We start from the raw sequence: 12,419 nt of genomic DNA on the forward strand, positions 1-12,419 counted from the left end.
CCTTTTTTTTCGGTTCTATTCACTAAATGCGGCCAACTGTAAACTGGTACGCTTCTGCTTTTTCAGCCGCCCCATTAAGCGTCGCTCTAATGCTTCACCCGTTTCATTCGGTTGACGAGTTACCGCAGCGGCGCCCAAAGATAGCTCTGCAAATGGTCGCCAAGTCTGGTCTTCTAACTTACGTTTAATTCGTTCCATCAATACGATGGCACCTTCTTCGGCACAATTCGGTAATACCAGTACAAACAAGTCGTCGCTCAAACGAAACATTTCATCTTCGGCCCGCACCTGCTGCTGAGTGGTAGTCACAAATCGCGGCAAAAATTGCAGCACTGAGCGATTACCGTGCAAGTCAGCCAACTGGCTATATTCCTCCAACACCAAACCGATCAAGCTCACATTTTGACGAGCACTCTCACCACGAGCAATTTCCCGCTCTAATACATGATGAAAATGGCTACGATTGTACGCTCCCGAAATTTGATCCGTCAGTGCCAAGCGCAGTAGCGACCAACCTTTCAGTTGTGTGAGGTAGGCGTAACACCACGCAGAGCCAACCAATAACGAATAATTTGTACCACTACGAATCGCGTTTAATGTGCCTTCATCAACCCAGACAAGTACCGTCAGTACCAGTGCAACCGCAACGTTAAACCAAGTACCATGATTGATGGGCAAACAAAAATAACTAAACAAGGGTAAAGCATATAAATAGTGAGTCATCAGTACCGGATAATCTGGTAACTGATACAGACCAAGCGCTGCCAACAAACAAATCAGCGGGTAGTTGATCCAAGCGTACGCATCTCGATCACGATTGATATAAATAAAAATCGCACTAAAAAATAGAGCCGGTATAGCGATAACATTCGACAGAACGAGTGGATACAAGCCCTGACGATATTGATCATAAATAAGAATAGAGATTGCGATAGCCGCTAGCGAATAAACTAGAACCTGTAATCGGGGCAGCAACTGTTCTTGCGATAATTCACTGAACATTCGACAACACCTCCTGTATTCGTTTGATCATACTAGGTATGTCATCCTCAGGCAGATAGACGTCCTGCACGACTTTCACCTGAGTTAAGCCCTCAAAGCGCTCACTACCCGCCAAATCATCCAGTAAATCTTCCTGTAAACGCTCAGCATCGTCACTCGAACTATGCGGCATAAGAATAATAAAGTTATCCGAATTTAACCGATAACAAGTATCGTATTTGCGCAGACAGCGCTTCAATTTTTTACCGAAAAAACTTAACCGCTGTTCGTAATCCTCAGCTTTTAATGTATGCCAGCGCGGCGGAATGGCGACGCCAACCAAGATCAATTCACTACTTTGACGATCAGCACGTGTCATTTCTTTGTTCAAATCCAACTGCAACTGATATTCGTTGTAAACCTGAGTCACTGGGTCGGTGTTGATAATTTCGATCAAACCGCGATTGTTGCGCTCGTTCAACATGGCGTACATCACCGCGAACAGATAGCAGGCAGCATAGGTAAACAAGATTTGCAGTCGCAAGTAGCTATCGTATTCCTGCACGATCAGTAAGAACAAAGCGGTGCTATACACTAAAGCGACATATGTAGCGACATGAAAGGGGAATAGGAAATAAACGTACCCCGGCACAAAATAGATCCAATGAGTGGCTTGGTCAGCTTGCTGCATTCCAAACAAGGTGAATAGACATAACAAAAATACCAAGGCCCACTCAGGGTAAGGTGAAGCACGCTTGTGCCCACGCATCAGTAGGTACACAGCGTAGAGCAAAAGCAACACTGAGAAGCCTGCGGCGACCGCGGCATACACGTTAGTCGACTCGATCAAATCCAGTACGGCAATAACGCTCAAACCGAGCGCCGCAAATAAGCAGTACAGAACCTTAACCTGCAGAACGACTAAGGTATGAAATTGTGCTTTTTCCATAAATCAGGGAATCCAGAGCATTTCAGCGGTCATTCAATACGACCATCGCTTAACAGTGTAGTAGTTCGTGTATACTAGCGCACTTTATGACAGGCCGACGCTTCAGGTATTCACACAATGAACGTTCTCGATTACATGCAAACACTGGGTAACCAAGCACGCGTAGCTTCACGAGCCATCGCCCGTGCGAGCACCCAAGATAAAAATGCCGCCTTAGTGGCCATTGCCGCCGCCATCAGCGAACAGCGTGATACGCTAAAAGCAGCCAATGCACTCGATATGGCGCGAGGCCAAGAAAACGGCCTAGATGCCGCTCTGCTTGATCGCCTCGAACTCACCGACGGTCGCATTGATGGCATGTTAGAAGGCCTACAACAAGTGGCTACTTTAGCCGACCCTGTCGGTGAAATAACCGACCTTAAATATCGCCCTAGTGGTATTCAAGTCGGCAAAATGCGCGTGCCATTAGGCGTCATCGGCATTATTTATGAAAGTCGTCCAAACGTGACGATTGAAGCGGCCAGTCTATGTTTAAAATCAGGTAACGCTGCCATTTTGCGTGGAGGCTCTGAAGCCATTGAGTCAAACCAAGCATTAGCCGCCTGTATCCGTACAGGCCTAGCGGCCGCAGGTTTACCCGCTGAGACAGTACAAGTGGTCGAAACCACTGACCGTGAAGCCGTTGGCGCACTCATTACTATGCCAGAGTTTGTCGATGTGATCGTACCTCGCGGAGGTAAGAGCTTAATCGAACGCATTAGTCGTGACGCTAAAGTTGCCGTTATTAAGCACCTAGACGGTATTTGCCATGTGTACATTGATGAATTCGCCGATAAAACTAAGGCGATAAACATCGCGATCAATTCTAAGACTCATCGTTACGGCACTTGCAACACGATGGAAACCTTATTGGTTCATACCTCGCGCGCAGCAGATATACTGCCCGAGCTAGCGGAAGCTTACACTAATATCGGCGTTGAACTGCGCGGCTGCGAACGCACCCGTGAACTATTGGTCGATATCAATGAAGCGACTGCGGAAGATTGGGATACCGAATACCTAGCGCCAATCTTGGCGATTCGTATCGTCGATACTCTGGATGACGCTATTGAGCACATCAATCGCCATGGATCACACCATACTGACAGCATCATTAGTGAGAACTACACCTTATCGCGTCGTTTTATCAATGAGGTCGATTCTAGTTCTGTGATGATTAATGCTTCAACGCGATTCGCCGACGGTTTTGAATATGGTTTAGGTGCTGAAATCGGCATTTCGACGGATAAAATTCACGCCCGCGGCCCTGTTGGGCTTGAAGGTTTAACGTCGCAAAAATACGTAGTGCTGGGTAACGGTGAAATCCGTCAGTAATCCTAAGTCGCTAGCGATACTGGGCGGGACATTTGATCCCGTTCATATCGGACATCTGCGTATTGCCTTACAGTTACGCCAACTCGGCTTTGCAGCAGTATGGCTTATGCCAAATGCCACACCGCCACACCGACCGCAGCCACAAGCGACGGCAGAACAGCGGTTGGCGATGCTGAGACTGGCTACTCAGTCGCTGGATGGCATTGAGGTCTGCGATCTTGAATTGCTGCGTGATGCTCCAAGTTACAGTGCCGACACCCTCAATCTGTTACGCCAACAATACGCTGATTGTGCTATCACTTGGGTGATGGGAACGGATGCTTGGAACAGCTTTGATCAATGGCAAAAACCAGAAGTGATACTGGAATGCGCCAATGTATTGGTCATTAGCCGCCCGGGAGACAAAATAAAAGCCATGGGCTGGCAACATCAGCAAGCCGTGCTTCGACGGGCTGAGAGCCGCGGTTTACGTGACTCTCACCACGGCGCTATTGCCTTTCAGGCATGGCCAGAACTCGATATATCTGCATCCGACTTGCGTCAGGCTATCAAGCAGGGCGACAATGTCACCTTTCTAACGCCGGACGCGGTATTGGAATACATAAATCAACATAAACTCTATCGATAGAAATGCATGCAAATTGAGCAAATAAAATCGTTGGTGATCGAAGCGCTGGAAGACATGAAAGCGCAAAATATCACCGTGCTGGACGTCCGCGGACGCACCTCAGTCACTGATTGGATGATCATCGCCAATGGTACGTCCAACCGTCACGTTGGGGCTGTTGCCTCGAATGTAGAAGAAAAAGCTAAGCATGCGGGTTTACGCCCAAATGGTATGGAAGGTCGCGCCGCGGCAGATTGGGTTCTTATCGACCTAATCGATGTGGTTGTTCACGTAATGACAGAACAAGCACGCCACTTCTACGATTTGGAGCGCCTTTGGGGCGAACCTAAAGCCGACGCTGAAGCAGGAAAACGCGACGCATGAAGCTACGTCTGCTCGCGGTCGGCACTAAGATGCCGGCCTGGGTAGAACAAGGCTATGCAGAATACGCTAAACGCCTACCGGCTGACTGTGCATTGGAATTAGTGGAGATAGCCCCCGGCCATCGCGCTAAGAACACCAGCAAAGAAAAAGCCATGCAGCAAGAAGCTGAAGCACTTATCAAGGCCATTCGCCCATCGGATCATGTGGTTGCGCTCGCTGTTGAAGGGAAACCTTGGACAACGCCTCAACTCGCGTCCGAATTAGAAAACTGGCGCATGCAAGGCGGCGACGTCGCTTTGTTAATTGGCGGCCCTGATGGCATGACTGATGAGATCATGCGCTTAGCAAAACAGCGCTGGTCACTCTCCAATCTTACCCTGCCGCATCCTTTGGTGCGGGTTCTGCTTGCCGAACAGTTGTATCGAGCATGGACCATATTGCAGGGTCATCCGTACCATAAGTGAGGTTCGGATATGTGGGAGCACTCGTTCAGGGATAAGACAGCAGAACGACGTCTGTTTCGCGCGCGCGCTATCACTTTAGGTCTGTTTATTTTCATCATGCTGTGCGGCTTAGCTTGGCGCATGTCGTACCTGCAGATTGAACTGCACGAAAAATACAAAAACCTCTCTGAAAACAACCGCGTTCAATTACGGCCGCTCGCCCCCAATCGAGGCCTTATTTACGACCGCAACGGCGTGTTGTTAGCAGAAAATATCCCTTCTTACAGCCTCACCATTGTCGCCGAACGCGTAAGAGATCTCGATCAAACCTTAACCTTTCTCAACGATCTCATTGAAATATCCGAACGTGACCGTGAACAGTTCGACAAGCGTCTAAAGTTTCGCCGTCGTCCGTTTGAGCCTGTGGTTTTGCGTTATCGTCTGAGTGAAGAAGAAATTGCCAAAGTATTGGTGAATCGTTTTTATCTACCGGGCGTCGATGTAGAAGCACAACTCGTGCGTCACTATCCCAATGGTAATGCCTTTGCCCACGTACTTGGCTACGTCGGCCGCATCAATGAAAAGGACCAAGCGCTGCTCGATACCGATCCCGATGTTAAGCGTCGCTACAGTGCAACTCAGTACATTGGTAAAACCGGTGTTGAACGCCGCTACGAAGAAGATCTGCATGGCGAAGTGGGCTATCAAAAAGTCGAAACCAATGCACGGGGGCGTATCCTCAGTGTTATCGAACAGCAAGATCCGATTCCAGGTAAAGACCTAACACTGCATCTTGATGCCCGTTTGCAAACGCTAGCCGAAAAAGAAATGACTGGCCGGCGTGGTGCCGTTGTTGCAATCGAAGTGGCAACCGGAGGCATCGTCGCGCTTTATAGCAACCCGACATTCGACCCCAATTCCTTCGTCACCGGTATCTCTCACAAAGACTACTCTGATTTGCGCGATGACCCTGATCAACCGCTATTTGATCGAGCAACCCGAGGGCAATACCCACCAGCCTCGACACTCAAACCCTTCATCGGTTTAGCCGCATTAAATGCAGGAACAACGAATTGGAACGATAGCATTCGTGACCAAGGTTGGTACAAACTCGATAATGATGAACGTTTATATCGCGACTGGAAAAGAGGTGGCCACGGACGAGTCGATCTTGAAAGAGCCGTAGTGGAATCATGTGATACCTACTTCTATGACGTGGCAGTACGTACTGGAATCGATGGGATCACACCCTTTCTTGCTCAATTTGGTTTTGGCCGCGATATGACCCTAGACGTTATTTCTGCTCTACCTGGCTTACTGCCAGATCGAGATTGGAAGAAAGCCCATCGACGAGGCTCTTGGTATGCTGGCGACACCGTTAACTTAGGTATTGGTCAAGGCTTCATGTTAACAACACCGTTGCAACTAGCGACTGCCACTGCGGTACTGGCAAACCGCGGAAAATGGCAAATACCACGGCTAATTTATGCGCACAATGAAGTCGAAGACGTGATCGAGCACGGTGATATCCCCGATATTCAATTACGTAACCCAGATAACTGGAATCGCATGTTTAATGCGATGGCCAACGTTATCTCTGGACAGCATGGCACTGCGCGACGCTTGCTCAGCAATATGCAATTCCCGATGGCCGCTAAAACAGGGACGGCCCAAGTGGTGGGGATTAAGCAAGACGAAGAGTACGATTCCGAAGCGTTACGTGAACGTTTACGCGATCATGCGCTGTTTATTGCCTTTGCTCCGGTAGATAATCCGCAGATCGCCATTGCCGTTATTGTCGAAAACGGCGAATCCGCTGGTAAAACGGCGGGGCCAATTGCGCAAAGTATTATTAACGAGTATCTCGGAGGCGCGGAAGGCTAATGCCAAGTGTTGATTTTAGCCGCACGGTATCCACCCCTGCGCATCACCATACCTTCGATAGCAGTGGTGTTTTTTATAAACGCCTACACATAGATTTGATTCTATTCTTACTTATCATCGCGCTATGTGGCGTCGGTTTGCTGATACTGTACAGTGGCAGTGGTCAGGATATGGGGATGGTGAAACGCCAAGCACTGCACTTCAGTATTGGCATCGGTTTAATGCTATTTACCGCGCAGATACCTCCACGAGTCTACCAATTGTTAGCACCCTGGGCCTACGCTGCCGGTGTATTCGCATTAATCGGGGTACTGGTTATGGGGGTTGGTGCAAAGGGTGCACAACGTTGGTTGGAGCTGCCGGGACTGCCGCGCTTTCAACCATCCGAACTGGTCAAGCTGGCACTGCCCCTCACGGTTGCTTGGTTTATGGCGAAACGCCCTGTACCACCACGATTTATCGATTTATTTTCTGCCTTGATCATCGTCATGGTGCCAACGATTCTGATTTTACGACAGCCCGACTTAGGTACTTCGATTTTAATCAGCGCCTCAGGCCTGCTGGTGCTGTTTTTTGCCGGCATGTCGTGGAAATTAATTATTAGCATGATCACCTTGGTAGCAGCCAGCGCACCGGCGATGTGGTTTTTCGTTATGCATGATTACCAAAAACAACGCGTACTCACCTTCCTTAATCCAGAAAGCGATCCTCTTGGCACCGGTTGGAATATTATTCAATCGAAAACAGCCATTGGCTCTGGTGGTATACACGGCAAAGGCTATTTACTCGGAACTCAGTCACAATTAGAGTTTTTACCCGAAAGCCATACCGACTTTATTATTGCCGTACTCGCAGAAGAATTAGGCCTTGTTGGCGTCATGCTCTTGCTCACGCTCTACTTCCTAATCATTATGCGTTGCTTATATTTATCCACCCAGTGTGAAACCCTTTTCGGGCGTTTGCTGTCTGGTAGTATTGCCGTGACATTTTTCATTTACGTTTTTGTAAATATCGGCATGGTGAGCGGTATTTTACCGATCGTGGGTGTACCTCTGCCGTTAGTTAGTTATGGTGGCACCTCGGTAGTAAGCTTATTGCTCGCGTTTGGTCTCATTATGTCGATGTATACCCATCGCCAAGATTAATAGGATGTATTTTATGCGGATTCACCGAATTGCCCTTACATTGTCGCTATTAGGTTTGGCTAGCGCTGCAACCGCTGGCTATGACACTCATCCTCGTTTCGCCGAATTTGCAGCCGAGCTGCAAGCTGAATATAAAATTCCTGAAGCAGAAACACGTGCTTGGCTAAAAAATGCAGAAAAAATGCAGTCGGTTCTGGATGCCATTCAGCGTCCAGCAGAAAAAGTTTTAGAGTGGGATAAATATCAAGATATTTTCTTAACCAAAAAACGTATTGAATCTGGCAAGGTATTTATGGAAACCCATAAAGCATTGTTAGAAAAAGCAGAAAAAGAATACGGCGTTCCGAAAGAAATCATCACTGCAATTATCGGTGTTGAAACATTTTACGGTACAAGACAAGGTACTTATCGAGTACTCGATTCGCTATCGACACTTGCCTTCGACTATCCTGACCGCCCTCTTTTTTGGCGCGAACTTAAAGCCTTCTTTGCACTGTCGGAAAAAGAAAAGCTCGATCCTGAGGCAATCAAAGGATCCTACGCTGGCGCCATGGGTTACGGGCAGTTCATTCCCACTAGCTATTTAGAATATGCCGTCGATGGCGACAATGACGGTAAGCGCGACTTATGGGCAAACCCTGCCGACGCTATATTCAGCGTAGCTAACTATTTTAGTCGTCATGGTTGGATCAGTGGCGAACCCGTAACACAACGAGTGACCGTTACCGGTGCGGCTTACGAACCCATTGTGAATGCTACGCGCAAACCAGAAATGACCGTCGGCGATATCAGGGCATTAGGCGTCACCCCGTCGATTAAAATCGCTGATGACAAACCAGCAACTTTAGTACATCTACTTGGAAAAGAAGGTCCAGAATACTGGCTTGGTGAATTCAACTTTTACGTTATTACGCGTTACAACCACAGCCGCATGTACGCCATGGCCGTTTATCAATTAAGTGAGAACTTTAAGTGATACGACTGCTCATACTCTTGTGTGCGGTGAGTTACTTAAGCGGTTGTGCGACTTCGCGCTATCAGCATAAGGATGATTTTACCCCTCAACCGATTACTGATATTGAAGCACTACCAGAACCAATACCGGTTGCCGAGCCACGCAGTACTATGGGTAACCCAGCCAAATACAAAGTGCGTGGTAAAGAATACAGCGTGATGGCGGATGCCACCAATTACCAGCATAGCGGTATCGCTTCGTGGTATGGCATGAAATTCCATGGACATCGAACCTCAAATGGCGAGATTTTCGATGTCTATAAGTTTTCTGCCGCCCATAAAACTTTACCGCTTCCCTGTTATGTAAAAGTAACCCGCGAAGATAATGGTAAATCAGTTGTTGTGCGCGTGAACGACCGTGGTCCTTTTCATGAGGATCGTATTATCGACTTATCTTATGCCGCCGCCGTTAAACTCGGTATGCACAAACAAGGCACGGCAAAGGTGCGTATTGAAGTCGTGCAAGCGCCACTCAATGGCAGCGTGCGCTGGATACAAGTTAGCGCGTTAAGCGATGCCAAGGCGGCTGAAAAGCAACGTCAAGAATTAGAGAATCTAGTCGATAAACGCTGGCCCGTGACCGTTACCTCAAGAGAAAGCGGTAATCGTTTGGTGCATCGCGTACGTATTGGTCCAGTTACTGAAGGTGAAGATTTAAACAAGGTATTGGATGCGTTAAAGACGGCGAATATCCGAAGCCCACTGCTGTTGGCTCGCCATCAACTTTAAAGACAGAGTGCAAATGAAAAAGGGCCAACGTCAGAACGACTGGCCCAAATATAAGATCTTTAAAGATACTGCTCTTAGCTTTAGTTACAGACGATTACTCGCCGGTACCATGCTTCGAAATATCTTTCTTGATGGCCATGTAAAAGCCAACAAAAAATAGACACGTTAAACCAACAATTGCCAACCCAGCAAATACGACTTCATCCATAAACATAGTCATCACCTCACTCTGAACTTCAACGACGTTGGTCGTCTTTATGTTCATACTTTAGCAAGTCCGACTATGCTTCTATTGATCTATATCAAAGGCCGCCTGAACGAAGAAGGACGACAGGTAGCTCAATTGATGCAAATCAATTTTTACAACAATACAAACCTAAGCTCGTAGTTAGTAAATAGTGAAGACTATGCGCCAATACAGGACATCGACAGCATCAGATGCCAAGTATGTAGGCAGGTCAGGCACTGACGACCTGACCGCGATAAATACGCTGAGATTTCTGCGTGCGCTCAACATCATCAAGCAAACGCTGACTACCTCGATAAACACGCACCGATGGTATATGTTCCGGCGGCTCTTGGGTCGGTAAAAAGTCCTCAACTAAGCGTAAAAGCTCAATACTGACGCCACTTCGCACTAATTCGCGTAAATCATGCTCAAGAGAGACGGAATCGAAGTGAATGTCGCAACCTTGCTCATCTTTGGCAAGGCGCTTAATTTGCCGTAACAACGCAATACTATGGCGATTAAATTCCACAAGCAGCCTCCAAAAAGAAATTCTATTGGTGGCTGTGCAAGCCTCATACCACAGACTGAAGTTCTACCTGAGGATATTCAGATTTACCCCGAATGACCACTTCCGCAAGTCCGGAAAAACGTTCAGCAACAGCCTGCCAGCTTGCATCTTCGGCCTGGGCCCGAGCATCAATTCCCGCTAAGGTTAAATCCATAGCCAAAGCATCACCCAACGCTTGAATAAATCCAGCCTCGTCATTTTCTTCGGCTAAAAATCCATCAATTCCTTGGCGAACATGGGTAGCCGCTGCCGCCATATTATAAGCAACAACCGGTAATGCACTAGCCATCGCTTCTAGAGTCACTAAGCCAAAGGTTTCGGTCATGCTTGGAAATACAAAGAGATCAGCAGACGCGTAATATTCCGCTAGCTCTGTTCCCGTTTTTACACCTGCAAAAATGACTTCAGGATGTTTAAGTTGCATCTCCTGACGCATAGGACCATCACCGACCATGACTAAGCGAATATCGGGAAACTGCTGACGCGCCTGCTGCCATGCTTTTATTGCGAGCGGAATATTTTTTTCCGCAGCGATGCGACCGACATACAAAAGCACGCGTTCACCTGCCGTTACCCCCCAAGAATGGCGCAATGCTGGATTGCGATACTCCGGATGGAAATGTTGGCAATCAACTCCATGTGGGAGTAATTCGACGTTATTAAAATACTGCTGTTTTAACATTGTCTGCACTTCTGTAGTAGGAACTAAAGTCATTAACGTACGATTGTGAAAGCGTCGCAGCCAAGCCAAGGTCGCATTGCGAATCCAACTTAAACCATAATAACTGCTGTATCGGTGAAAATTGGTATGAAAGGCACTGAGTACGGGAAGATCCCATTTTCTGGCGAGACTTAATGCCGAATTGCCGAGTGGCCCTTCGGTTGCGATATAAACCAAGTCTGGTTGAAATGCATTCCACGCTTTTCTCAACGTACGTGGCGCTGGCAAGCCTAGCTGCAAATCGGGGTACATCGGGATAGTAATACCGCGGCACCCTACCTCCTCATGAACTGATGTATATTCTGACCGTGGACGAGTCCTAACGATCTGTACCAAAAAACGTTCAGGATCCAATGAAGAAATAAGATGCTGCAAAGAAATCGCAACACCATTTACATCGGGAACATACGTTTCAGTCACAACACTAATACGGATCTGAGCCATGATGATGCCGGCACTCTGATATAAAGGTATCAGTGTGCCAGTACACCTATGACAATTTTATGAATACCACTTAGGCTTCAACTTCAGTCAGCTTCGACAACCGGTAGCGTAATTGGCGAGGGGTTAAACCTAAGACTTTTGCAGCCATAGTTTTATTGCCATTACACTTATCAATCGCCGCGTTAATATCTCCGAGTTCATCATCATGAACGCGTTGATATGGACGAGCATAAAGTGTCTTAAAATTAGGAACAACTTGGGTTGCTAGGATGTTAGCAATCTGAGCTCCAAGGAAGCTCGTGATACTTAAATCCAGTAACTCAGGATGATTACCGCGCAAATCCATTACCATGACTGCCAGTACAGATTGACGCAACATTAAAGGCACTAACAAACAACGCACCGAGCCTGACAAGGTATCTAAGACCGGATCAAAGCGTTCAGGGCGTTCACTATTTTCATAGATCACCAACCATTCACGCGATTCAAACTGACGACACAGCGCATGCTGAACAGCAAAACTATAGATGCCGTTCGTTACACCGGTTGAGCAGTATTGGGCTTTAAATCGACTTGGTGAATCGGGTAATGCGATAGAAATATTATTCAGCCCCGTTAATTCAGTTGCTAACGATAGCAACTGCTGAATACTTTCCTCGTCGTGATAACGACTTTCAAGGATGTGAGTCAAACTCGTTAACCAATCGAAAGAATGGGTCACGGGCACTAGGTTGTGACGGTAGTCTTGGATATCGGCAATTTTTAACATAAGCAGCTCCTCCTGATCTAATTTATATATGGCAAAACCCGTACCAGCTTTTTAAGGCTTGTTATCAAGTGCCAAAATTGATCCGAATCGTCCTAAAAATGCTCAAAACGAACCAATAAATTGCTTAGCAATCAGACTAACCCACAGATAATTAAGTAATTTTTTCAGATTTGTGACA

At 47.3% G+C, this 12,419-nt stretch carries 14 protein-coding genes; 8 read left to right on the plus strand and 6 right to left on the minus strand.

The genetic code is table 11. The annotated features are described in order from the left end of the window. Positions 1-15: 15 nt before the first annotated feature. Both TOL_RS14010 and TOL_RS14015 read right to left on the minus strand, forming a co-directional pair. Entirely contained in the window at positions 16-1,002 is a 987-nt protein-coding gene (locus tag TOL_RS14010; protein WP_015488011.1) for a diguanylate cyclase domain-containing protein, read from the minus strand. Further along, a complete protein-coding gene (locus TOL_RS14015; protein WP_015488012.1) occupies positions 992-1,930 on the minus strand; it encodes a GGDEF domain-containing protein in 939 nt (312 codons plus the stop codon). Before TOL_RS14015 ends, TOL_RS14010 begins: the two co-directional genes overlap by 11 nt. Positions 1,931-2,047: 117 nt before the next feature. Here TOL_RS14015 and TOL_RS14020 point away from each other — a divergent pair, with 117 nt between their 5' ends. The 8 genes from TOL_RS14020 to TOL_RS14055 are packed head-to-tail and all read left to right on the plus strand — an operon-like array spanning position 2,048 to position 9,510. Then, positions 2,048-3,304, plus strand: coding sequence for a glutamate-5-semialdehyde dehydrogenase (locus TOL_RS14020; RefSeq protein ID WP_015488013.1), 1,257 nt, complete (start codon positions 2,048-2,050; stop codon positions 3,302-3,304). Then, a complete protein-coding gene (gene nadD, locus TOL_RS14025) occupies positions 3,288-3,932 on the plus strand; it encodes a nicotinate-nucleotide adenylyltransferase (protein WP_015488014.1) in 645 nt (214 codons plus the stop codon). Before TOL_RS14020 ends, nadD begins: the two co-directional genes overlap by 17 nt. 6 nt (positions 3,933-3,938) lie before the next feature. Beyond that, positions 3,939-4,295, plus strand: coding sequence for a ribosome silencing factor (gene rsfS, locus TOL_RS14030; RefSeq protein WP_015488015.1), 357 nt, complete (start codon positions 3,939-3,941; stop codon positions 4,293-4,295). Beyond that, positions 4,292-4,759 carry a 23S rRNA (pseudouridine(1915)-N(3))-methyltransferase RlmH gene (gene rlmH / locus TOL_RS14035; RefSeq protein ID WP_015488016.1) on the plus strand — a complete coding sequence of 156 codons (468 nt, stop codon included), beginning with the start codon at positions 4,292-4,294 and terminating at the stop codon, positions 4,757-4,759. The genes rsfS and rlmH overlap by 4 nt, the downstream gene beginning before the upstream one ends. A 9-nt stretch (positions 4,760-4,768) precedes the next feature. Further along, positions 4,769-6,622 carry a penicillin-binding protein 2 gene (gene mrdA / locus TOL_RS14040; protein ID WP_015488017.1) on the plus strand — a complete coding sequence of 618 codons (1,854 nt, stop codon included), beginning with the start codon at positions 4,769-4,771 and terminating at the stop codon, positions 6,620-6,622. Beyond that, positions 6,622-7,767, plus strand: coding sequence for a rod shape-determining protein RodA (rodA, locus tag TOL_RS14045; protein WP_015488018.1), 1,146 nt, complete (start codon positions 6,622-6,624; stop codon positions 7,765-7,767). The genes mrdA and rodA overlap by 1 nt, the downstream gene beginning before the upstream one ends. A 13-nt stretch (positions 7,768-7,780) precedes the next feature. Further along, on the plus strand, positions 7,781-8,743 hold the full coding sequence (gene mltB / locus TOL_RS14050) for a lytic murein transglycosylase B (RefSeq protein ID WP_015488019.1): 963 nt from the start codon (positions 7,781-7,783) through the stop codon (positions 8,741-8,743). A gap of 26 nt (positions 8,744-8,769) precedes the next feature. Then, the gene (locus tag TOL_RS14055) at positions 8,770-9,510 is read left to right on the plus strand and encodes a septal ring lytic transglycosylase RlpA family protein (RefSeq protein WP_051052424.1); all 741 of its coding nucleotides are present in this window, start codon (positions 8,770-8,772) and stop codon (positions 9,508-9,510) included. A 94-nt stretch (positions 9,511-9,604) separates the two neighbouring features. Here TOL_RS14055 and ccoM read toward each other — a convergent pair whose 3' ends face one another. The 4 genes from ccoM to TOL_RS14070 all read right to left on the minus strand — a co-directional run bounded on the left by ccoM (position 9,605) and on the right by TOL_RS14070 (position 12,241). Continuing rightward, a complete protein-coding gene (ccoM, locus tag TOL_RS19055) occupies positions 9,605-9,775 on the minus strand; it encodes a cytochrome c oxidase subunit CcoM (protein WP_015488021.1) in 171 nt (56 codons plus the stop codon). Positions 9,776-9,968: 193 nt separating this feature from the next. Next, on the minus strand, positions 9,969-10,268 hold the full coding sequence (locus TOL_RS14060) for a hypothetical protein (RefSeq protein WP_015488022.1): 300 nt from the start codon (positions 10,266-10,268) through the stop codon (positions 9,969-9,971). Positions 10,269-10,311: 43 nt separating this feature from the next. Beyond that, the gene (locus TOL_RS14065) at positions 10,312-11,472 is read right to left on the minus strand and encodes a glycosyltransferase family 4 protein (RefSeq protein WP_015488023.1); all 1,161 of its coding nucleotides are present in this window, start codon (positions 11,470-11,472) and stop codon (positions 10,312-10,314) included. A gap of 70 nt (positions 11,473-11,542) precedes the next feature. Beyond that, a complete protein-coding gene (locus TOL_RS14070; RefSeq protein WP_015488024.1) occupies positions 11,543-12,241 on the minus strand; it encodes a GAF domain-containing protein in 699 nt (232 codons plus the stop codon). Positions 12,242-12,419 lie beyond the last annotated feature (178 nt).

This window comes from Thalassolituus oleivorans MIL-1, assembly GCF_000355675.1.
GTDB classification, from domain to species: Bacteria; Pseudomonadota; Gammaproteobacteria; order Pseudomonadales; family Oceanobacteraceae; genus Thalassolituus; species Thalassolituus oleivorans.

Excerpts from the sequence above, each read along its gene's own strand:
- TOL_RS14010 (WP_015488011.1), bottom strand. The coding sequence starts at position 1,002 with ATGTTCAGTGAATTATCGCAAGAACAGTTGCTGCCCCGATTACAGGTT.
- TOL_RS14015 (WP_015488012.1), bottom strand. The coding sequence starts at position 1,930 with ATGGAAAAAGCACAATTTCATACCTTAGTCGTTCTGCAGGTTAAGGTT.
- TOL_RS14020 (WP_015488013.1), top strand. The coding sequence starts at position 2,048 with ATGAACGTTCTCGATTACATGCAAACACTGGGTAACCAAGCACGCGTA.
- rsfS (WP_015488015.1), top strand. The coding sequence starts at position 3,939 with ATGCAAATTGAGCAAATAAAATCGTTGGTGATCGAAGCGCTGGAAGAC.
- rlmH (WP_015488016.1), top strand. The coding sequence starts at position 4,292 with ATGAAGCTACGTCTGCTCGCGGTCGGCACTAAGATGCCGGCCTGGGTA.
- mrdA (WP_015488017.1), top strand. The coding sequence starts at position 4,769 with ATGTGGGAGCACTCGTTCAGGGATAAGACAGCAGAACGACGTCTGTTT.
- rodA (WP_015488018.1), top strand. The coding sequence starts at position 6,622 with ATGCCAAGTGTTGATTTTAGCCGCACGGTATCCACCCCTGCGCATCAC.
- mltB (WP_015488019.1), top strand. The coding sequence starts at position 7,781 with ATGCGGATTCACCGAATTGCCCTTACATTGTCGCTATTAGGTTTGGCT.
- ccoM (WP_015488021.1), bottom strand. The coding sequence starts at position 9,775 with ATGAACATAAAGACGACCAACGTCGTTGAAGTTCAGAGTGAGGTGATG.
- TOL_RS14065 (WP_015488023.1), bottom strand. The coding sequence starts at position 11,472 with ATGGCTCAGATCCGTATTAGTGTTGTGACTGAAACGTATGTTCCCGAT.
- TOL_RS14070 (WP_015488024.1), bottom strand. The coding sequence starts at position 12,241 with ATGTTAAAAATTGCCGATATCCAAGACTACCGTCACAACCTAGTGCCC.